The organism is Mesorhizobium sp. UC74_2 (assembly GCF_042701485.1).
GTDB lineage: Bacteria > Pseudomonadota > Alphaproteobacteria > Rhizobiales > Rhizobiaceae > Mesorhizobium.
The window spans coordinates 5,072,750-5,091,931 of the sequence record NZ_CP170562.1 but is presented as its reverse complement, the minus strand read 5'-3'; the positions used below and the strand labels follow the sequence as shown (position 1 = coordinate 5,091,931).

General features: G+C 63.1%; 21 protein-coding genes. 4 read left to right on the top strand and 17 right to left on the bottom strand.

Features of this window, described 5'->3' with window-relative positions:
• Window positions 1-13: 13 nt before the first annotated feature.
• The 11 genes from ACFJIU_RS24770 to ACFJIU_RS24720 all read right to left on the bottom strand — a co-directional run bounded on the left by ACFJIU_RS24770 (window position 14) and on the right by ACFJIU_RS24720 (window position 11,128).
• A complete protein-coding gene (locus tag ACFJIU_RS24770) occupies window positions 14-1,567 on the bottom strand; it encodes an alpha/beta fold hydrolase (protein ID WP_379064429.1) in 1,554 nt (517 codons plus the stop codon).
• A 171-nt stretch (window positions 1,568-1,738) separates the two neighbouring features.
• On the bottom strand, window positions 1,739-2,239 hold the full coding sequence (locus ACFJIU_RS24765; RefSeq protein ID WP_379064427.1) for a hypothetical protein: 501 nt from the start codon (window positions 2,237-2,239) through the stop codon (window positions 1,739-1,741).
• A gap of 16 nt (window positions 2,240-2,255) precedes the next feature.
• Window positions 2,256-2,789, bottom strand: a complete 534-nt coding sequence (locus tag ACFJIU_RS24760; RefSeq protein ID WP_379064425.1) for a hypothetical protein — start codon at window positions 2,787-2,789, stop codon at window positions 2,256-2,258.
• Window positions 2,756-3,151: a hypothetical protein gene (locus tag ACFJIU_RS24755; RefSeq protein ID WP_379073208.1), complete on the bottom strand. Its 396-nt coding sequence runs from the start codon at window positions 3,149-3,151 to the stop codon at window positions 2,756-2,758. Before ACFJIU_RS24755 ends, ACFJIU_RS24760 begins: the two co-directional genes overlap by 34 nt.
• A gap of 21 nt (window positions 3,152-3,172) precedes the next feature.
• Window positions 3,173-3,646: a hypothetical protein gene (locus ACFJIU_RS24750; RefSeq protein WP_326890551.1), complete on the bottom strand. Its 474-nt coding sequence runs from the start codon at window positions 3,644-3,646 to the stop codon at window positions 3,173-3,175.
• Between the two features lie 400 nt (window positions 3,647-4,046).
• Window positions 4,047-4,310: a formate dehydrogenase subunit delta gene (locus ACFJIU_RS24745; protein WP_379064423.1), complete on the bottom strand. Its 264-nt coding sequence runs from the start codon at window positions 4,308-4,310 to the stop codon at window positions 4,047-4,049.
• Entirely contained in the window at window positions 4,300-5,124 is an 825-nt protein-coding gene (fdhD, locus tag ACFJIU_RS24740) for a formate dehydrogenase accessory sulfurtransferase FdhD (RefSeq protein WP_379064421.1), read from the bottom strand. Before fdhD ends, ACFJIU_RS24745 begins: the two co-directional genes overlap by 11 nt.
• Window positions 5,125-5,170: 46 nt before the next feature.
• A complete protein-coding gene (gene fdhF, locus ACFJIU_RS24735) occupies window positions 5,171-8,050 on the bottom strand; it encodes a formate dehydrogenase subunit alpha (protein WP_379064419.1) in 2,880 nt (959 codons plus the stop codon).
• Between the two features lie 10 nt (window positions 8,051-8,060).
• A complete protein-coding gene (locus tag ACFJIU_RS24730) occupies window positions 8,061-9,617 on the bottom strand; it encodes a formate dehydrogenase beta subunit (protein ID WP_379064417.1) in 1,557 nt (518 codons plus the stop codon).
• Window positions 9,614-10,093, bottom strand: a complete 480-nt coding sequence (locus ACFJIU_RS24725) for a formate dehydrogenase subunit gamma (RefSeq protein WP_379064415.1) — start codon at window positions 10,091-10,093, stop codon at window positions 9,614-9,616. Before ACFJIU_RS24725 ends, ACFJIU_RS24730 begins: the two co-directional genes overlap by 4 nt.
• A gap of 105 nt (window positions 10,094-10,198) precedes the next feature.
• A complete protein-coding gene (locus ACFJIU_RS24720; protein ID WP_379064413.1) occupies window positions 10,199-11,128 on the bottom strand; it encodes a LysR family transcriptional regulator in 930 nt (309 codons plus the stop codon).
• A 247-nt stretch (window positions 11,129-11,375) separates the two neighbouring features.
• Between ACFJIU_RS24720 and ACFJIU_RS24715 the strand changes: the two genes are divergently transcribed.
• Window positions 11,376-12,599: a diguanylate cyclase gene (locus tag ACFJIU_RS24715; RefSeq protein WP_379064411.1), complete on the top strand. Its 1,224-nt coding sequence runs from the start codon at window positions 11,376-11,378 to the stop codon at window positions 12,597-12,599.
• A 24-nt stretch (window positions 12,600-12,623) separates the two neighbouring features.
• Here ACFJIU_RS24715 and ACFJIU_RS24710 read toward each other — a convergent pair whose 3' ends face one another.
• Complete coding sequence (locus ACFJIU_RS24710; protein WP_379064409.1) at window positions 12,624-13,001, bottom strand: VOC family protein; 378 nt, start codon at window positions 12,999-13,001, stop codon at window positions 12,624-12,626.
• Window positions 13,002-13,175: 174 nt separating this feature from the next.
• On the opposite strand from ACFJIU_RS24710, the gene ACFJIU_RS24705 reads away from it, so the two are divergent.
• A complete protein-coding gene (locus tag ACFJIU_RS24705; RefSeq protein ID WP_379064407.1) occupies window positions 13,176-14,348 on the top strand; it encodes an Mrp/NBP35 family ATP-binding protein in 1,173 nt (390 codons plus the stop codon).
• Between the two features lie 88 nt (window positions 14,349-14,436).
• On the opposite strand, the gene ACFJIU_RS24700 is transcribed toward ACFJIU_RS24705, so the two are convergent.
• Together ACFJIU_RS24700 and ACFJIU_RS24695 are read right to left on the bottom strand one after the other, a co-directional pair.
• Complete coding sequence (locus tag ACFJIU_RS24700) at window positions 14,437-14,892, bottom strand: carbon monoxide dehydrogenase subunit G (protein WP_379064405.1); 456 nt, start codon at window positions 14,890-14,892, stop codon at window positions 14,437-14,439.
• Between the two features lie 33 nt (window positions 14,893-14,925).
• Window positions 14,926-15,105, bottom strand: a complete 180-nt coding sequence (locus ACFJIU_RS24695) for a hypothetical protein (protein ID WP_379064403.1) — start codon at window positions 15,103-15,105, stop codon at window positions 14,926-14,928.
• On the opposite strand from ACFJIU_RS24695, the gene ACFJIU_RS24690 reads away from it, so the two are divergent.
• A complete protein-coding gene (locus ACFJIU_RS24690) occupies window positions 15,104-16,909 on the top strand; it encodes an IlvD/Edd family dehydratase (RefSeq protein ID WP_379064401.1) in 1,806 nt (601 codons plus the stop codon). The two genes, ACFJIU_RS24695 and ACFJIU_RS24690, sit on opposite strands and share 2 nt — an antisense overlap.
• Before the next feature lie 38 nt (window positions 16,910-16,947).
• On the opposite strand, the gene ACFJIU_RS24685 is transcribed toward ACFJIU_RS24690, so the two are convergent.
• From ACFJIU_RS24685 to ACFJIU_RS24675, 3 genes are read right to left on the bottom strand one after another with little or no spacing between them, the layout of a single operon-like run.
• The gene (locus ACFJIU_RS24685; RefSeq protein WP_379064400.1) at window positions 16,948-17,364 is read right to left on the bottom strand and encodes a GFA family protein; all 417 of its coding nucleotides are present in this window, start codon (window positions 17,362-17,364) and stop codon (window positions 16,948-16,950) included.
• Between the two features lie 27 nt (window positions 17,365-17,391).
• Window positions 17,392-17,856, bottom strand: a complete 465-nt coding sequence (locus ACFJIU_RS24680; protein ID WP_379064398.1) for an SRPBCC family protein — start codon at window positions 17,854-17,856, stop codon at window positions 17,392-17,394.
• Between the two features lie 2 nt (window positions 17,857-17,858).
• Window positions 17,859-18,173, bottom strand: a complete 315-nt coding sequence (locus tag ACFJIU_RS24675; protein ID WP_379064396.1) for an ArsR/SmtB family transcription factor — start codon at window positions 18,171-18,173, stop codon at window positions 17,859-17,861.
• A gap of 174 nt (window positions 18,174-18,347) precedes the next feature.
• On the opposite strand from ACFJIU_RS24675, the gene ACFJIU_RS24670 reads away from it, so the two are divergent.
• The gene (locus tag ACFJIU_RS24670; RefSeq protein ID WP_379064394.1) at window positions 18,348-19,151 is read left to right on the top strand and encodes an alpha/beta fold hydrolase; all 804 of its coding nucleotides are present in this window, start codon (window positions 18,348-18,350) and stop codon (window positions 19,149-19,151) included.
• Window positions 19,152-19,182: the final 31 nt, after the last annotated feature.

The window sequence follows — 19,182 nt, the reverse complement described above, 5'->3', positions numbered from 1 at the left end:
AGCGCCATGGCTCTCATGGCCCGTCCGGGCCAGCATGCCTGGCGGAAAAGGCCGCCGCGGCTGCCCGCGACGGAAGGTCGAGCTTGAGCAATATGTTGGCGACGTGCCGCTTCACCGTATGCTCGCTGAGCTTCAGTTCGGCGGCGATCGCCGCATTGCTCTTGCCGTCGGCGATCAGGCTCACCACTTCGGTTTCCCGCGCCGTCAGCGTTGCTGGCTCCAAAGGTCTGGCTTTGGAGCGACAGGCTGGTTCCAGATGTTGTTCCGAGGTTGCCTGGACCACTGGCAACGGTTCGCCCAGCTCGTCGAGGCTGACGTGGCCGGCGTCGATGAAACGCAGGCCGGAGCCGACCGCCAGTTCGGCGACCAGCCGTGAGGCGATGATGTCGCCGCGCGACGCATGCGTCGCGAGCTGCATGGTCACCCGTGCCGTCAGCCCGGCCGGCTGGCCACGCAGTTCGATTTCTCCGACATGGGCGCCTTGTGCGCTCGCCACCCCGATCTGCTGCGCCGCTTCGCGCAGGGCGGCCGCGCAGCGTATGGCGCGCGCCGGCCCGTCGAAGCGCGCAATCATCAGCTCGCCATGCATTCCGGCGACGCGCCCGCCATGGCGGCCGACCAGCAGTCGCCATGTCTCGTGGAAGCGTTGGCTCCGCTCGCTCCACATGCGGTCGCCGAGCCTGGCGGTGTCGTAGATACGCGTCGCCAGCAACGCTGCGAGCACACGTTCGGTGTCGGCTACAGCCGGTTGACCGGTCAGGAATTCTTCCATGAGGTCTGCCACACGGTCGACGTCGCCTGTCCAGATCGGATGATCACGCCCGGGGATCTCGACGAGCCGTGCGCCCTCGATTTTCCTGGCGAGGAAACGGCTGGCCTCGGGGTCGACGCGCACATCATTGTGGCGATGGATGAGCAGCGTCGGTGTGTTGATCGTCGACAGGATGCCGCGCACATCGCTCCCGGCATCCATGCGGGCAAGAACCGATGCGGCGGTCGGACTGGCAGACAACCTTTCGAACCGTGCCCACCATTGGATGAAATGTGTGTCGTCCATCCGGCCCGGCGCGAAACTGGGCAAGGTCGCGCCGGTACCCCACGAAGTATCGGCCGTTTCAAGGAAGGTTTCCAGGCGTTCCGGCGGCATCACCCATTTGTGGAAATGTGCGTAACCGCCATAGAGAACCAGCGCTCGCGTCCGCTCCGGATAGGTGGCGGCGAACAGCATCGCCATCGGCGCGCCTTCCGACGCGCCAAGCAATGCCGCGCGGCCGCTGCCGACAGCGTCCATTACCGCGCGCACGTCGTCCATGCGGCTTTCGGGGCTGGGCAGGTGGCTGCTGTCGACGCGGTCGGAAAGCCCGGTGCCGCGCTTGTCGAACAGGATCAGCCGCGAGAAGGCGGAGAGCCGTCTCAGCAGGCGGCTGTAACCCTCGTCTTCCCAATGCAGGTCGAGGTTGGAGATGAAGCCCGGCACGAAGACGAGATCGAACGAACCCTGGCCGACCACCTGGTAGGCGATCCGCACATCCCCGCTACGCGCGTATCTGGTCTCGATCGACCTCACGCGACTGCCCGCCAACCAGACGATCCCTGCCTTGATCATAGCAGAAAATGCCGGCGGCCGCTCAGACAAATTTTACAGACTGAAATAATCAATGGAGACTTGGCATTCCCCGGCCGCTACCGCGGCGGACGGCAAGCGTCGCGACGCGGCCAATTGAAGCCATGAGGCACCTCACTCGCAGCGCAGCGTCACGGTCCCCTGGTAATTGCCGGCGGCGTAGATGCCCGAGCTTTTGGTCGCGATCAGGTCGATCTGAACGCTGTGTGGGCCGTTCAGCACCGTGACCGGGGTATTCTGGGGCTGGTCGGTTGCGCTGCCGTCGATGCGGAAGACCGTATTGAAACTGACATTGGTGCCGCCGCCGGACGGCGCGCTCGAAAAGCTGGCCGGCGGCACCACGGACAGGGCGAAACAGTTCAGCAGTTGAGCGAGGCTGCACAGGACACCAAGAAGGCCGGGCTGGATGGTGATGGAGGCGGTGGCGGAAGCACCGCCGGCCAGTTTTGAGCTCAGCACGGACGTGTTGGCATTGGTCACCAGGGTTCCGGTCCGTGTCACCATGATCGTGCAGGTGCCGTCCAGGGCCGCGGACGCGGGGGTGGTGACCAGCGCGGATATCGCAAACGCGGCCGTCAGGCGCAGTGCAGCGATACGCAAGGAGGTGCAGGACATCGTGGCACTCCGTCGGCTATTTGCCGTCGCCCCGCGCGCTCCAGCCCTCGGATACCCAGTTCTTGCTCTTGCGCTGTGCCTTGGCCTGACGTTTCACCGGAACGGTGGTCGTCGTCGATGCCGGTTGCGCGGTCGATGCGGTGGTCATGCCGGCATCAGGACCGACCCCCATTTTCATCAGGTCGAGTTCTATCTGCAGGCGTTCGACCTCCAGATTGTAGAGCTTGGAGCAATCGAGCCGTTTAGGCCTGCTGCCGAGCGGGATCACCACGCGGCCGTAAGCTGCCATGTCCTGTGTGCTGACGGCTGCACTGTTCCTGATGACGCCCATGTCGAGATACGCGCCGGAGCCGGAAATCGATGAGCTGCATGTCGTGCCGTCTGCCGCGCGCACTTCATCCTGTCCCTGCGGGAGAGCCACCCCAGGCAGATCGAAGCCGTTCTGGTTCTGGACGAGCTTGTAGACATCCTCGGCGTCGGCCTGCCATGCGCCGGCTCCGATCAACGCAAGCGTGGTCAGGAGCGTCTTTGTCCAAGAAACTTTCCGCATATCTGTGCCCTTATCTGGGTTTGATCATTTGGAAACGGGATGCTTTCCGTGCAGATTCGAACCTTGCGCTCGGTTGTGCCGTTGAATGGAACGACGACGAGAACCGGACGCGAGGCATCGCCCCCAAGCATGAATTCGGAAGGGCTGACGCGCGCGTCCTTGACCGGGTAGAAATCCTGGTCGTAGACGCGGACCGAGATCTTGATGCGTTGCTTGTAGGGGTTGGCCGGGTAGACGCGCACGGCGAAGGCATTGGAGAAGCTCATGATTTCGCCACGCATCGGCGACATCGACTGAGCCGAAACCGCCGCCGGAAGGACGCACAACAGGGCCAAGGGCCCGTACAGGCGCTTGCTGATCATCATTGTCCCTTTCGAGCTGCTCTAGGGTTCGCAGCGAACCGTAACCGTCGCCTGGTAGTTGCCTGCCACGAATGTATCCGAGCCCGTCTTGGCACCGGCCAGATTGACGGTCACCACGGACGTCCCGGGTCCCGTCAATGCATGAGAAGCGCCGCCTTCCGGGAAATTATGCGCACCTGAGACCGCGTAGGTCGGAGTCCACGCGATGGTGCCGCTGTCGGCGGCCGGCGTGGTGACGCCGGTCACGGCGGAATCGACGCTGAGCGTCACACCGCCTGTGGTTGCAAGATTTGCCGTGCCGGCCGTGCCGCCGCTGTTGTGTGAACTGAGGGACTGAAGGTTCGGGCTGACGGTCATCGTGCCGTTGGAGCCGACCGTCAGCACGCAGACAGAAGCCACTGTTCCATTGAAGATCACGCCTTGCGTTGCGGCGAACGTAACAGAAGAAGATGCCGCAAGCCCAAGAAACGCAAGTCCAGGTAAAATACCTTTCATGCGGAGAGCCCTCTCCTTACTGAATAAGGAAACGCTTAAACACAAGTATTCTTAAGTCAAGAAGTTATTGTTCATGTGCGTAGCGCTGTACGCCGTACGTCACATTTACAAGGGTAGATCCAGAGCCGTGGTTCGATTCAATTCTTGTGTTTTTGAATGTATCTCTAATATTCTTCGCTCTAAATTAGAGGCGGAAAAATAAAGGTCAGGAATCCGCAACCATTGGATGTGCGTTGCTACTTGGAAAAAATCCATGACAAGTGGCCAAAATTTGGACAGATGGATTGTTTTCTGGGTGCTGCGTACGACGAAGGAATCGGCGACTCGCAAAGGACTCCGGGCTTTTTACAGCGGCAGACGTGTCAAAGACGGGTCGGTGGACAGCAATCCGCCGTCAAAATCAGGCGGCGGGCCGCTCTTCCGGAGCCGGACGGCGAATCAGTGGCGACGCGGCAAGGACCAGCTCGTCGAAACCCTTTCCGCCAGCGTCGATCATCTCGAACATCTGGCGGCGCATACGGGGCTCCCAGAACTTGTTGATGTGCTCGGCCACGCCGGCAATGCCTTCCTCGCGCGGCTTGGAGTGGAAGAAGGTCGCGATCTGGTTGGCCATCCGCACCAGCTTTTCGCGGGTGGAGGCGACATGATCCTCATCATGCGACATGTTGGGAAACTCCGCTCAAGACCCGCTCCGGGCGGGTGAAGATGTCGAACTCGTCGCCGCGCACCAGCGCCACCAGCGTCATGCCGGCGGCTTCGGCGGTACGGATGGCCAGTGCTGTCGGCGCCGAGACGGCGATGATGAAGGGCGCGCCGATAGCCGCAGTCTTCTGCACCATCTCGACCGAAACGCGCGAGGTGACGACGACCGCGCCAGCCGTGCCATCGATGCCGGCCCTGGCCAGGGCGCCTGCCAGTTTGTCCAGGGCGTTGTGACGGCCGACGTCTTCGCGCGCCGCCACCACCCCCTTGCCGGGCAGGTAGAAGCCGGCGGCATGCACCGCGCCGGTCTCGGCATGCAGCGGCTGTTGTTTCGACAGCGCCTTGACCGCGCCGGCGATGTCGTCGGCGGTCAAGGTCAGTCGCGACGCTTCGACAGCGTCGACCGAGCGCATTGCTTCCTCGATGGATTCAATGCCGCATAGCCCGCAGCCGACCGGACCTGCCAGCCGGCGGCGGCGTGCCTCGAACCGTGTGTTGGCCTTGTCCTTCAGCCGGATCTGGATGTCGATGCCAGCCTCGACGTCCTGCACTTCGAAGGATTCGATCTCGTCCGGCGAGCCGACGATGCCTTCGGTCAGTGAAAAGCCGAGCGCGAAATCCTCGAAGTCGGCGGGGGAGGCCATCATCACCGCATGGGTGGTGCCGGCATAGGAGAGCGCCACTGGCGTTTCCTCCGGCACCATGCGCGCAGCCGCATTCGTTCCGCCAGCGCGGCGGGCAATGCGGGTCGTCGACGTGGTGGCCGGACGGATCATCTTTCTTCTCCCCGTGAACGGGGGAAAGAGAATGCCAAGCGCCTGTTCACTCCGCCGCCTCGAGATGGCCCTTGATGCGCCGGCTCTGGCGGGCCTGCTCATTGTAGTCCTTCTGCCACTCGGTCGGACCGTTGGACGGCGCCACCTGCACGGCGGTGACCTTGTATTCCGGACAGTTGGTCGCCCAGTCGGAGTAGTCGGTGGTGATGACGTTGGCCTGCGTGTCCGGATGGTGGAAGGTGGTGTAGACCACACCCGGCGAGACACGGTCTGTGATCAGCGCGCGCAGCGTCGTTTCACCCGCACGGCTTGCCAGCCGGATCCAGTCGCCGTCACGGATGCCGCGGTTCTCTGCATCGTGCGGATGGATCTCCAGCCGGTCCTCGGAATGCCACATGACGTTGTCGGTACGCCTGGTCTGCGCGCCGACATTGTACTGCGAGAGAATACGGCCGGTGGTCAGCAACAGCGGGAAGCGCGGGCCGGTCCGTTCGTCCGTTGCCACATATTCGGTGCGGATGAACTTGCCCTTGCCGCGCACGAAACCGTCGATATGCATGATCGGCGTGCCTTCCGGCGCCTTCTCGTTGCAGGGCCACTGCACCGAACCCATCTTCTCGAGATAGTCGTAGGACACCATGGCAAAGCTCGGCGTGGTCTTGGCGATCTCGTCCATGATCTGCGACGGATGCGCGTAGTTCCAGTCGAGCCCGAGCGCCTTGGCGAGGTTCTGCGTCACTTCCCAGTCGGCGTAACCGTTCTTCGGGGCCATCACCTTGCGCACGCGGTTGATGCGGCGTTCGGCATTGGTGAAGGTGCCGTCCTTCTCGAGGAAGGTCGAGCCGGGCAAGAACACATGCGCGTAGTTGGCGGTCTCGTTGAGGAAGAGATCCTGGACCACCACGCATTCCATGGCGGCAAGGCCCGCCGAGACGTGCTTGGTGTCGGGGTCGGACTGCAGGATGTCCTCGCCCTGGATGTAGATGCCCTTGAACGAGCCGTCGACGGCTGCGTCCAGCATGTTGGGGATGCGCAGGCCGGGTTCGTCGTCCAGCTTCACGCCCCACAGGCTTTCATAGATGTCGCGCACCGCGTCGCCGGAGATATGGCGATAGCCCGGCAGCTCGTGCGGGAAGGAGCCCATGTCGCACGAACCCTGCACATTGTTCTGGCCGCGCAGCGGGTTCACGCCGACACCGCGCCGGCCGATGTTGCCGGTCGCCATGGCAAGGTTGGCGATGCCGATCACCGTGGTCGAACCCTGGCTGTGTTCGGTGACGCCGAGGCCGTAATAGATCGCGCCATTGCCGCCGGTCGCGTAGAGGCGCGCCGCTCCGCGGATCAGTTCCGGGTCGACGCCGGACAATTTGCCGACTTCTTCCGGGCTGTTCTCAGGCAGCATCACGAAGGACGCCCAGTCCTGGAACTCGTCCCAGTCGCAGCGTTCGCGGATGAAGGCTTCGTCGAACAGGCCTTCGGTGACGATGACATGGGCAAGCGCCGTCACGACGGCCACGTTGGTGCCCGGCTTCAGCGGCAGGTGATAGGTGGCCTTGGCGTGGACCGAATTGACCGTCTCGGTCTGGCGCGGGTCGAGCACGATCAGCTTGGCACCCTGGCGGATGCGCTTCTTCATGCGCGAAGCGAAGACCGGATGCGCCGCCGACGGATTGGCGCCGATGACCATGATGACGTCGGAGTCCTCGACCGAATCGAAATCCTGCGTGCCGGCCGAAGTGCCGTAGGTCTGGCCGAGCCCGTAACCGGTCGGCGAGTGGCAGACGCGGGCGCAGGTGTCGACATTGTTGTTGCGGAAGCCCTGGCGAACCAGCTTCTGCACGAGATAGGTCTCTTCATTGGTGCAGCGCGACGAGGTGATGCCGCCGATGGCGCTGCGGCCATACTGGTACTGGATGCGGCGGAACTCGTTGGCGGTATGGGTCAGCGCCTCTTCCCACGACACTTCGCGCCATGGGTCGGTGATCTTCTCGCGGATCATCGGGTTGAGGATGCGGTCCTTGTGGGTCGAATAGCCATAGGCGAAGCGGCCCTTGACGCAGGAGTGGCCGCGATTGGCCTTGCCGTCCTTGAACGGCATCATGCGCACCAGTTCGTCGCCGCGCATCTCCGCCTTGAACTGGCAGCCGACGCCGCAATAGGCGCAGGTCGTCACCACCGAATGCTCGGGCTGGCCGATCTTGATCAGCGACTTCTCCGACAGCGTCGCGGTCGGGCAAGCCTGCACGCAGGCGCCGCAGGAGACGCATTCGGAATCGATGAAATGTTCGTGCATGCCGGGCGAAACCCGGCTGCCGAAGCCGCGACCCTCGATGGTCAGCGCGAACGTGCCCTGCACCTCTTCACAGGCGCGCACGCAGCGCGAGCAGACGATGCACTTCGAGGGATCATAGGTGAAATACGGGTTGGACTCGTCCTTCGCCATCCAGCGGAAGTTCGCTTCGCCGTCATTCTTCTTGAAGACGTGATTGTCGCCTTCATAGCCGTAGCGCACGTCGCGCAGGCCAACGACGCCAGCCTGGGTCTGCAGTTCGCAATTGCCATTGGCGGCACAGGTCAGGCAGTCGAGCGGATGGTCCGAGATGTAGAGTTCCATCACCCCGCGGCGGATGTCCTTCAGCCGCTCGGTCTGGGTGCGCACCACCATGCCCGGTGTCACCGGCGTGGTGCAGGAGGAGGGGGTGCCGTTGCGGCCTTCGATTTCCACCAGGCAGAGGCGGCAGGAACCGAATGCGTCGACCATGTCGGTCGCGCAGAGCTTCGGAATGGCGATGCCGGCATCCATCGATGCCCGCATGATGGAGGTGCCTTCCGGCACGGTGACCGTGAAGCCGTCAACGGTCAGCGTGACCTGCTTCTCCGATTTCGAAGCGGGCGTGCCGAAGTCGATTTCATGAATGAGACCCATGGCCAGGCTCCTATTCAGCAGCTTCGGCGACAGGCGCCGGCTTGAAGTCTTCACCAAAATGCTTGATTGCGCTCATCACCGGGTAGGGCGTGAAGCCGCCCAGCGCGCACAGCGATCCGAACTTCATCGTGTTGCAGAGGTCGGTGACCAGCTCGAGGTTCTTCTCCGGTTCGATGCCGGCCGCGATCCTGTCGATGGTCTCGACGCCGCGCGTCGAGCCGATGCGGCAGGGCGTGCACTTGCCGCAGCTCTCGATGGCGCAGAATTCCATGGCGAAGCGCGCCTGCTTCAGCATGTCGGCGGTGTCGTCGAACACGGTGATGCCGGCATGGCCGATCAGGCCGTCGCGCTTGGCGAATTCCTCATAGTCGAACGGCGTATCGAACAGGTCGCGCGGGAAATAGGCACCGAGCGGCCCGCCCACCTGCACGGCCTTCACCGGCCGTCCCGAGTGAGTGCCGCCGCCGATCCCGTCGACGATCTCGCCCAAGGTCAGGCCGAAGGCGGTCTCGAACAGGCCGCCATATCTGACGTTGCCGGCGATCTGGATCGGGATCGTGCCGCGTGAGCGGCCCATGCCGAAGTCCTTGTAGAAGGTCGCCCCCTTGTCCATGATGATCGGCACGGAGGCGAGCGAGATCACGTTGTTGATCACCGTCGGCTTGCCGAACAGGCCCTGGATCGCCGGCAGCGGCGGCTTGGCGCGCACCACGCCGCGCTTGCCTTCCAGAGAGTTCAGCAGCGAGGTTTCCTCACCGCAGACATAGGCGCCAGCGCCGACACGGATCTCGATGTCGAACGCATTCGGCGAGCCGAGAACGGTGGCGCCCAGCACACCGGCCCTGCGGGCGACCTCGACGGCCTTGTTCATCGTCGCCACCGCATGCGGATATTCCGAACGGATGTAGACGAAGCCCTTGGTGGCGCCCGTGGCGATGCCGGCGATCGTCATGCCTTCGATCAGGACGAACGGGTCGCCTTCCATGATCATGCGGTCGGCGAAAGTGGCGCTGTCGCCTTCGTCTGCGTTGCAGACGATGTATTTGCGGTCCGCTGCCGTATCGAGCACCGTTTTCCACTTGATGCCGGTCGGGAAGCCGGCACCGCCGCGTCCGCGCAGGCCGGATTCGGTGACCTGCTTGACGATGTCGGCAGGCACCATGGCAACGGCCTTGCGCAAACCGTCGAGGCCGCCATGCGCCTCATAGTCTTCCAGCGAAACGGGATCGGTGATGCCGCAGCGGGCAAAGGTCAGCCGTGTCTGCCTGGCGAAGAACGGAATGTCTTCCGGGTCGCCGAGTGCCAGCTTGTGCTGGCCACCGGCGAGGAAACCTGCGTCGAATAGCCCTTTGACGTCGGCAGCCTTCACCGGCCCGTAGGCGCGGCGGCCTTCAGCCGTCTCCACCTCGATCATCGGTTCCAGGAAATAAGCGCCGCGCGAACCGTTGCGCACGATTTTCGCCGCGACGCCGCGCTCCGCCAATTCCCTGGCTGTCGCCTTGGCAACTTTTTCGGCGCCGAGCGCCAGCGCGCCCGAGTCGCCCGGAATGTAGATGGTCGCGCTCATCGGCGTACCTCCGCGACGATCTCGTCGATCGCCTCGTCGTCCAGCCTGCCGATCACTTCGCCATTCAGCATCGCCGATGGCGCGCAGGCGCACAGCCCGAGGCAATAGACCGGCTCCAGTGTAACAGAATTGTCCTTGGCCGTCTCGTGGAAGCCGATGCCAAGCGCCTGCTTGACCTTGGCGGCGATCACGTCCGAACCCATCGACTGGCAGGCCTCGGCCTGGCAGAGCTTCAGCACATGGCGGCCGGCCGGCTGCTTGCGGTAATCGTGGTAGAAGGTGGCGACGCCGTGAACTTCGGCGCGGGAGAGGTTGAGCGCCTCGGCGATCACCGGCAGCGCTTCCTGCGGCACGTAGCCGAACTCTTCCTGGATGCCGTGCAGGATAGGCAGGAGCGGCCCCTCGAGGCTCTTCATTTCGCTGATCAGCGCGGCGGTGCGTGCCGCTATCTCGGTACTTGCAGGCTGCATCGTCATGCAGCGCCCTCCCTGACACGACGCCCTTTGGGCGCCTTTGGTCTATTAAACGCGATGCAAACCCTTGGAATCAATAAAGCTGTTTCGTCGTATGATAAAAATTTTCTATCGATTGCGGGTCGGTTGAACCTTAGCCGCGGCCTCGCGGCGCAGATCGCCTGCCAGCGCCGTCGCCTCGTCCAGCAGCGCCTGCACCAGCGGTGTCTGTGGATCGCGTGGCGCCGTCACCAGCCCGACGGCATGGCGTGCGTCCGGCTCGACGATCGGGATCGCCCGGATCGGCTCGGAAAAGCCGAATGTTTCCGCGAGGTTGAGCGGCATGATCGACGACCATTTGCCGGTCCGGATATGCGAGAACAGCACGATCATGGAGTTGCTCTCCAGCGTCGGGCGCACCTGCACGCCGGCGTCCGCCAGATGCTGGTCGATGATGCGGCGGTTCTGCATGTCGGGCGTCAGCAGGCAGAGCGGCAGGCTCGACACCTCTTCCCAGGTCACCTTTTCGCGATCGGAATATTCGGTCCCGGCTGCCGTGATCAGCTGATAACGCTCGTCATAGAGCGGCACGCTCGTCACACGGCCGAGCGGCTCGTTGTCGAGATAGGTGATGCCGGCATCGATATCGAGATTGCCGAGCAGCGACAGCACTTCGATCGAGGTGCGCGACAGCACCGAGAAGGTGACGCCGGGATGCTTTTCGCGGAACGGTGTGGTCAGCCTCGCCACCATGGCGAGCGCGGTCGGAATGGCAGCGATGCGGATGCGGCCAGACAGACCGTGCTTGGCCGCACGCATCTCTTCCTTCATCGAGCGCGTGTCGCTGACGATGCGCCGCGCCCAGGTCAGCACCTGTTCGCCTTCCGGCGTCAGGCCCTGGAAGCGCGAGCCGCGCTTCACCAGCATGACGCCGAGCTGGTCCTCCAGCTGCTTGATGCCGGCCGACAGGGTCGGCTGTGTCACCCCGCACATCTCGGCCGCACGGCCGAAATGCTCCTCGCGAGCAAGGGCGATGAAAAACTCCAGCTTGTCGATCATACGGTGTGTTTAATGTGAACCATCATTGAAACTCTTGTTTAAAGCAATTCCAGGAAAAGTGCGCAGCGGTTTTCCGTCCGGAATTGCGTGAAAACAAAGAGCTGGAGCGTTTCCGCGTTTCCGTCAAAAACGGAAACGCTCTAGTAATCGTGGACGACACCATCTTTGAAGGCAAGCGGGGGCTGCCAGGGGATGAGGTTGCCGGCATGTGCCGTGCGGGCGACCTTTGATGAACGGGAGCCCGAGAATGGATGCAGTGCAGGCCGATCTGGACATGCGCGAGGCGGCACGCCTGGCAGCACTTGACCGGTATGATTTCCTCGACACGCCGCGCGAAGCCTCTTTTGATCGCATCGTGCGGCTGATCCGGACGATCCTGGACATTCCGGTCGCCATCGTTTCCGTCATCGACGCTCATAGACAATGGTACAAGGCCTGCGACGGCCTGGGCGGCTCGGAGGCAGGCCGACGCAACACGTTCTGCCGCTATACGATCCTGCAGGATGAACCCCTGGTCGTGCCGGATGCCCGGCTCGATCCCCGATTCGCCGAAAATCCCTATGTCGTGGGCGATCCCCATGTCCGCAGCTATGCCGGCGTACCGCTGCGCACCAGCGATGGCCACAACATCGGCAGCGTCTGCGCCATCGGCTTCGAGCCGCGTGGTTTCAGCGAAAAGGAGCTTGGCATCCTGGTTGATTTCGCGGCCATGGCGATGAACGAGATCGAGCTGCGCCAGCGCGTTTCGACAGACATGCTGACAGGCATCCTGTCGCGTCGTGCTTTCATGGAGGTCGCCAGGCGGGATTTCGCGCTGGCGCAGCGCCAGTATGGCAATGTCGCCGTGATTGCCTTCGACATCGATCATTTCAAATCGATCAACGACACGCTCGGTCACAGCGCCGGCGACACCATGTTGCAAAGCGTGGCCGAGCATTGCGCCAACACGCTGCGCGAAACCGATGTCTTCGGCCGGATCGGCGGTGAGGAATTCGCACTGCTGGCCCATGCCGGCCGCAATGGCGCTTTCGAGACGGCTGAGCGTCTGCGCACGACCATCGAACGGATGCGTGTCCGGCACGGCGATATCATGCTTCAGGCCACGGCAAGCTTCGGTATAGCCCTGCTCGATCCGGCCGCGCCGAGCCTCGAGGCGCTCATCGAACGGGCAGATGCTGCAATGTACCAGTCCAAGCAGGCAGGGCGTAACCGCTGTACGCTTTGGCAGTCCGCGCAAGCGCACGCCTCGCGCCGGCGTGTCCTGAAGGCCGGGTCGATCATTTTCAACAACCGCTCATCGACCATTGACTGCACCGTGCGCGGCATTGGCGAGGATGGCGCCACATTGGATATCTCCAGCGCCATCGGTATTCCCAACCGTTTCCATCTGGCCATCGCGTCCGACAGGTTCGAGGCCCAATGCCGGATCCTGTCGCAACAGGAAAAGCGGCTGGAGGTCGCCTTCGTCTAGGGCTCACGACCGCCGCCGTGCCGGTTACTGGTCTATGAGGTTCAGGATGTTGCCGTCCGGATCCTTGAACCAGGCGACCTTGATGCCGTGGCCGACATGGATGTCGCCGTCCAAAGTGGTGCCGGGCATGTCGTAGTGCTCGAACGACACGCCTTTCGACCTCAGCTCCTTGACGATGTCGTCGATCTGCGGGCCGACGGCCCATGTCACGGAAGTCGCCTTGTTGGTGCCGGCGAATTCGGAACGGTAGACCACGAGCACAGTCTCGCCGCTCTTCAGCACGACGACGTCGTCGTCCATGTGCGAGACCTCTTCCAGCCCCAGTGTGCCCTGGTAGAAGGCGCGCGCGGCCTTGACGTCGCGGACAGCGATGTTGGCGGCTGCATTGTTGTTGGCAAGCATCTGCAATCTCCCTTGCTCTGGTTGGTTCGCCAAAGGCATGCCGGCGAACGGATTGTGTGCTTCCCGAGGACGCATGAACTGGCCCTATCCCGACGGAACGGGCCGAATTATGTGTTGGTCTAGTGCAGGAAGTGCACTATTTCAGGCCCAGGCAACAGACAGAAGAAGCAGCGCATGTCCGTAACCAAGGAAGCCGTCATCGATCGCCTGAAGACGATCAGCGGGCCGGATTTCTCCGGCAACATCGTCGATCTCGGCATGGTATCGGAGATCTTCATCGCCGATGCCAAGGTCTTCTTCTCCATCACGGTCCCTGCTGCCCGCGCCCAGGAGATGGAACCGCTGCGTGCGGCGGCCGAGCGCGTCGTGAAAGCCATTCCAGGTATTGCCGGTGCGGTCGTGGCGCTGACAGCCGAGAAAAAGAGCGGCGGCATGGAAGCGCCGGTGCCGCAGCGTCCAGCCCCGCCCCGTCCTGCCGCCCCGCCCGCCGCGGCAGCGCCCGCGCCGCGACAGGCGCCGCCGTCGCAGAGTTCCGGCAAGCGCGGCGTTCCCGGCATCGAGGCGATTATCGCGGTCGCTTCGGGCAAGGGCGGCGTCGGCAAGTCCACCACCGCCGTCAACATTGCGCTCGGCCTCGCGGCCAACGGCCTGAAGGTCGGTGTTCTCGACGCCGACATCTATGGACCTTCCATGCCGAAGCTGCTTGGCATCCACGGCAAGCCCGAGACGGTCGATGGCAAGGTGTTGAAGCCGAAGGAGAATTACGGCCTCAAGGTGATGTCGATGGGCTTCCTCGTCGATGAGGAAACGCCGATGATCTGGCGCGGTCCGATGGTGATGTCGGCGCTCACCCAGATGCTGCGCGAGGTCGAATGGGGGCCGCTCGACGTGCTGGTGGTGGACATGCCGCCCGGCACCGGCGACGCCCAGCTGACCATGGCGCAGCAGGTGCCGCTGGCCGGCGCGGTGATCGTCTCCACGCCGCAGGATCTTGCCCTGATCGATGCGCGCAAGGGCCTGAACATGTTCAGGAAGGTCGATGTGCCGTTGCTCGGCATCGTCGAGAACATGAGCTATTTCATCGCCCCCGACACCGGCAAGCGCTACGACATCTTTGGTCATGGCGGTGCGCAGAAGGAGGCCGAGCGCCTGGGTGTGCCGTTCCTCGGCGCGGTGCCGCTGGAAATGGGCATTCGCGAGAGCTCGGATGCCGGCGCGCCGGTGGTCGCCGCCAAGCCGGATGGCGCGGAAGCGAAGATCTACAAGGAGATCGCCGCCAGGACCTGGGCGCAGCTGCAGGCTGGCAAGGGCGCAGCCGAAACCGGGCCCAGCATCATTTTCGAGTAGGTTGAGCTGACGCGGCGGCGTGTTTTCGGTGCGTCCTTCGAGGCTCGCCCGCTAGCGGGCGAGCCTCGAAGGACGCACCCTGCATGGTTCAGCCGGCGGCACCGACCTTCTTGCCGAAGGTGGAGAAGAATTCGCCGGCGAGTTTCTTCGAGGTCGAGGTGATCAGGCGGCTGCCGAGCTGCGCAATCTTGCCGCCGACATCGGCCTTGGCGGCATATTTCAGCAATGTCGCGCCGTCACCGTCGGCGGTCAGCGTCACATCCGCGCCGCCTTTGGCGAAACCGGCGATGCCGCCCTTGCCTTCGCCCTGGATGGTGTAGGAGTGCGGCGGGTTGAGGTTCTTCAGCGTCACTTCGCCATTGAAGGTCGCCTTGATCGGTCCGATCTTCAGCACCACGGTCGCCGCCATGTCGGTGGGGGACTTCATTTCCAGGCTCTGGCAGCCGGGAATGCTTCCCTTCAGCACCGCCGGATCGTTGAGCGCGGCCCACACCTTCTCCACCGGGGCCGCGATGCGCTCTTCGCCTTCGATCACCAGAGCCATGAAATCCTCCCGCTGTGACGGCCTGAACGGCCCTCATTCCTTGTGGAGCATGGTCTTTTCGCAAAACCGGTGGCCACTTTTTGGGATCATGCTCTGGTCAAAGCCGTAACGCAGTGCATCAATGCTGTCCATCGCACCAAAGTCCGGGTCATGGCCTTGCCCGAACGCGCGCGATGACATATCCAATTGTCGGACAAATGCGGAGACAGCCATGGCAGGCGTGCCTAGCGATAAGAAGAAGTTCCGGTCGCAGGAATGGTTCGACAATCCCGACAATCCGGGCATGACCGCGCTCTATCTGGAGCGCTATCTGAACTATGGTCTCACCCGCGCCGAGCTGCAGTCGGGCAAGCCGCTGATCGGCATTGCCCAGACAGGCTCCGACCTTTCACCCTGCAACCGTCATCATCTCGAACTCGCCAAGCGGGTGCGCGAAGGCATCGTCGCAGCCGGTGGTATCCCCTTCGAATTCCCCTGCCATCCGATCCAGGAAACGGGCAAGCGCCCGACCGCCTCGCTCGATCGCAATCTCGCCTATCTGTCGCTGGTGGAAGTGCTCTACGGCTATCCGCTCGACGGCGTCGTGCTGACCATCGGCTGTGACAAGACCACGCCGGCCATGCTGATGGCGGCGGCCACCGTCAACATCCCGGCGATCGCGCTGTCTGTCGGGCCAATGCTGAACGGCTGGCACAAGGGCAAGCGCACCGGTTCCGGCACCATCGTTTGGGAATCGCGCCAGCGCCTGTCGGCGGGCGAAATCGATTATGACGAGTTCATGGAGATCGTGGCTTCGTCCGCGCCCTCGGTCGGCTACTGCAACACCATGGGCACGGCCACGACCATGAACAGCCTTGCCGAGGCGCTCGGCATGCAGCTGCCGGGCTCGGCCGCCATTCCGGCGCCCTATCGCGAACGCGGCCAGATCGCCTACGACACCGGCAAGCGCATCGTCGACATGGTCTATGAAGACCTGAAGCCGTCGGACATCATGACGCGCGAAGCTTTCGAGAACGCCATCGTCGTCAACTCGGCGATCGGCGGCTCGACCAACGCGCCGATCCATCTGAACGCGATTGCCCGCCATCTCGGCGTCAGGCTGGACAATGACGACTGGCAGGCGATCGGCCACAAGGTCCCGCTGCTGGTCAACCTGCAGCCTGCCGGCGAATATCTGGGCGAGGACTATCATCATGCCGGCGGGGTGCCTGCGGTGATCGCCGAATTGATGAAGGCGGGCCTGCTGCCGCATCCTGGCGCCATCACTGCCAATGGCAGGACCATGGGCGAGAATTGCGGCAAGGCCGAGAACCTCGACCCCAAGGTGATCCTGACGGTGGCCGATCCGCTGAAAAAGGAGGCCGGCTTCATCAATCTCAAAGGCAATCTGTTCGACAGCGCCATCATGAAGACCAGCGTGATCTCGAAGGAGTTCCGCGACCGCTATCTGTCGAACCCGGATGACCCCGAGGCCTTCGAAGGCAAGGTCGCGGTGTTCGACGGGCCTGAGGATTATCATGCCCGCATCGACGATCCCGCCGAGGCCATCGACGAACACACCATCCTGTTCATGCGTGGCGCCGGTCCGGTCGGTTATCCGGGTGGCGCTGAAGTGGTGAACATGCAGCCGCCGGCCTATCTCATCAAGAAGGGCATTCACTCGCTGCCCTGTATCGGCGATGGCCGCCAGTCCGGCACCTCCGGCACGCCGTCAATCCTCAACGCCTCGCCGGAGGCGGCGGTCGGTGGCGGTCTGGCGCTGCTGCGCAAGGGCGACCGCGTGCGCATCGATTTGCGCAAGGGCACCGCCGACATGCTGGTGCCAGAGGACGAACTGGCGCGTCGTCGTGCCGCGCTCGGCAGCAATGGCGGCTATCACTATCCCAGGCACCAGACGCCATGGCAGGAAATCCAGCGCTCCATGGTCGACCAGTTCTCGGAAGGCATGGTGCTGAAGCCGGCCGTCAAGTACCAGGACGTTGCCCATACCCAGGGCGTGCCGCGCGATAACCATTGATCCGGGGGCGGCGCAATTCCGCGCCGCCTTCACCACTCCTATCCGTGCGGCATCCCGTCGAAGGCAGGCAGCGACGGGTCAAGCGTGTCCCATACATGACCACGCGCAGCATAAGTGACCACCTGCGGCTTGAACTGGCCGGGGTCGTCCAGGCTGGCCGCAGAGACCGCGATGAAATTCGGCATGGCGATGGTTGATAGATACACCGGCGCGCCACAGGTCGGGCAGAAAGCGTAGATCTTTTCGTTGCCGCTGTCGCTTGGGACACGCCAGCTGCTCGTCTCCCCCGTCATGGTCATGTCGGCCCGGCTGGCAAAGGTCAGATAGGAGGCGTGTCCCGTGCCGCTTTGCTTCTGGCAGTCGCGGCACTGGCAGTGGTTCTCGAATATGGGCTCGCTTGTCGTCTCATAACGGACCGCGCCGCAGGCGCAGCCGCCGCGATAGATCTTGGTCATCGGAGTGCTTTCCTTGATGTCTCGGGTTCAGGCCGCTTTGGGCTTGCCGAAAATGTCGAGGCCGCGGCCGGTTTCCAGGAAGGATTTGAGGCTGGAGAGAACGGCTGGCCAGCCCTGTGTCACGGTCGCCGCCGTATCGCTGCCAGCTTCCAGTTCGTCGTGGGTAACGGTCAGCCGGACCATGTCGCCATACTCCTCGATCGCGAAGGTCACCCGGCTATGGCTCGCCGGGTCGGCGGCGTGCTCTGGAGCGGCCCATGTGATGACGAGGCGGGTCGGCGGCGTGGATTCGACGACCTTGCCGACGACCTTGACGGTGCGCTGGTCATTGGCGCGGACATGTTCCCAGCTCGATCCGGGCCGCCAGTCGGAAACATTCTCATGGCCCCAGTAGCGTCGCGTGACCTCCGGTCTGGCGATGGCCTCGAACACCTTTTCCGGTGTCGATAGAATATATGTCACGTAGACGAAGCTGGTCGTCTCCTTGGTCATGGTCACTCTCCTTCGAGTTCCTGCTTCAGGTCATGCAGCAGATCGAGCCGCTGACGTTCGAATTTGCGTACCCACCGCTCGTAGACTTCGTGGAGCGGCACGGGATTGATGAAATGCAGCTTCTCCCGGCCACGCCTGACCGTGCTGACCAGATTGGCCTCTTCGAGGATGCCGAGGTGCTGCGTGGCCGATTGCCGGGCCATGTCGAGGTTCTCGCAAAGCTGGCCGAGCGTCTGCCCGTTCTTTTCGTAAAGAAGGTCGAGCAACCGCCTGCGGGTCGGGTCGCCCAGCGCCTTGAAAACCTTGTCAACGTCCATCGGTCTCACTCGAGTATGGGGTCATATACGCAGGCAAATACCTGCATGTCAACATCGTGCAGGTATTTGCCTGCCATTTGTCGTGTCGAGGATCGCGACGGAGTTTTTTTGTTTCCGCATGTCGAGAAAGGTCGTGCCCGATCGTCTTCAAGCTGAGCGATGAAGGAGAGGCCGATGCATTTCACCGATGACGAGCTGCTGAATTTCGATGCGAATGGTGCCATGCCGCTTCCTGCGGCGACGACGGAAGGGTTTGTTGAAAACGACGGCGCGCGCCTCTGGCATGCCGTCTATGGTTCCGGTCCGGCCGTCATCCTGCTGCATGGCGGACTGGGCAATGCCGGCAACTGGGGGCACCAGGTGCCGGCCTTCGTCCAGGCGGGCAGGACGGTGGTCGTCATCGACAGCCGCGGCCATGGCCGCAGCACACGTGACGCCGCACCGTTCGGTTACGAGCGCATGGCGGGTGACGTGCTGGCTGTCATGGATCACCTTGGCCTGGAGAAAGCGGCGCTTGTCGGCTGGAGTGATGGCGCCTGTACGGCATTGATCCTTGCCGACAAACATCCGAAGCGGGTTGCAGGTGTCTTCTTCTTCGCTTGCAACATGGATCCCAGCGGCACGCTTGAGTTCAAGCCGACGCCGCTGATCGATCGCTGTTTCAGCCGTCACAAGCAGGACTACGCGGCGCTGTCGGCGACACCCGATGACTTTGATACTTTCGTGGCGGATGTCGGACGCATGATGGCGACCGAACCGAACTACAGTGCCGGTCAGCTCAGAGGCATAAGGGTGCCTGTTGCCGTCGTCATTGGTGAGCATGACGAATTCATCCGGCAGGACCATGCCGACTATCTGGCGCTCAGCATTCCTGGCGCCGAACTTGTCGTGCTTGCCGGCGTCAGTCATTTCGCGCCGCTGCAGCGCCCGGTCCAGTTCAACCGTGAGGTGCGCCGGTTTCTCGACAGGATCAGATAGGCTGCGACGACACCGGGCAAGTCGTCCGGTA

Coding starts and splice junctions, on each gene's coding strand:
- ACFJIU_RS24765 (WP_379064427.1), bottom strand. CDS start 2,239: ATGTCCTGCACCTCCTTGCGTATCGCTGCACTGCGCCTGACGGCCGCG.
- ACFJIU_RS24760 (WP_379064425.1), bottom strand. CDS start 2,789: ATGCGGAAAGTTTCTTGGACAAAGACGCTCCTGACCACGCTTGCGTTG.
- ACFJIU_RS24755 (WP_379073208.1), bottom strand. CDS start 3,151: ATGATCAGCAAGCGCCTGTACGGGCCCTTGGCCCTGTTGTGCGTCCTT.
- ACFJIU_RS24750 (WP_326890551.1), bottom strand. CDS start 3,646: ATGAAAGGTATTTTACCTGGACTTGCGTTTCTTGGGCTTGCGGCATCT.
- ACFJIU_RS24745 (WP_379064423.1), bottom strand. CDS start 4,310: ATGTCGCATGATGAGGATCATGTCGCCTCCACCCGCGAAAAGCTGGTG.
- fdhD (WP_379064421.1), bottom strand. CDS start 5,124: ATGATCCGTCCGGCCACCACGTCGACGACCCGCATTGCCCGCCGCGCT.
- fdhF (WP_379064419.1), bottom strand. CDS start 8,050: ATGGGTCTCATTCATGAAATCGACTTCGGCACGCCCGCTTCGAAATCG.
- ACFJIU_RS24730 (WP_379064417.1), bottom strand. CDS start 9,617: ATGAGCGCGACCATCTACATTCCGGGCGACTCGGGCGCGCTGGCGCTC.
- ACFJIU_RS24725 (WP_379064415.1), bottom strand. CDS start 10,093: ATGACGATGCAGCCTGCAAGTACCGAGATAGCGGCACGCACCGCCGCG.
- ACFJIU_RS24720 (WP_379064413.1), bottom strand. CDS start 11,128: ATGATCGACAAGCTGGAGTTTTTCATCGCCCTTGCTCGCGAGGAGCAT.
- ACFJIU_RS24715 (WP_379064411.1), top strand. CDS start 11,376: ATGGATGCAGTGCAGGCCGATCTGGACATGCGCGAGGCGGCACGCCTG.
- ACFJIU_RS24710 (WP_379064409.1), bottom strand. CDS start 13,001: ATGCTTGCCAACAACAATGCAGCCGCCAACATCGCTGTCCGCGACGTC.
- ACFJIU_RS24705 (WP_379064407.1), top strand. CDS start 13,176: ATGTCCGTAACCAAGGAAGCCGTCATCGATCGCCTGAAGACGATCAGC.
- ACFJIU_RS24700 (WP_379064405.1), bottom strand. CDS start 14,892: ATGGCTCTGGTGATCGAAGGCGAAGAGCGCATCGCGGCCCCGGTGGAG.
- ACFJIU_RS24690 (WP_379064401.1), top strand. CDS start 15,104: ATGGCAGGCGTGCCTAGCGATAAGAAGAAGTTCCGGTCGCAGGAATGG.
- ACFJIU_RS24695 (WP_379064403.1), bottom strand. CDS start 15,105: ATGGCTGTCTCCGCATTTGTCCGACAATTGGATATGTCATCGCGCGCG.
- ACFJIU_RS24685 (WP_379064400.1), bottom strand. CDS start 17,364: ATGACCAAGATCTATCGCGGCGGCTGCGCCTGCGGCGCGGTCCGTTAT.
- ACFJIU_RS24680 (WP_379064398.1), bottom strand. CDS start 17,856: ATGACCAAGGAGACGACCAGCTTCGTCTACGTGACATATATTCTATCG.
- ACFJIU_RS24675 (WP_379064396.1), bottom strand. CDS start 18,173: ATGGACGTTGACAAGGTTTTCAAGGCGCTGGGCGACCCGACCCGCAGG.
- ACFJIU_RS24670 (WP_379064394.1), top strand. CDS start 18,348: ATGCATTTCACCGATGACGAGCTGCTGAATTTCGATGCGAATGGTGCC.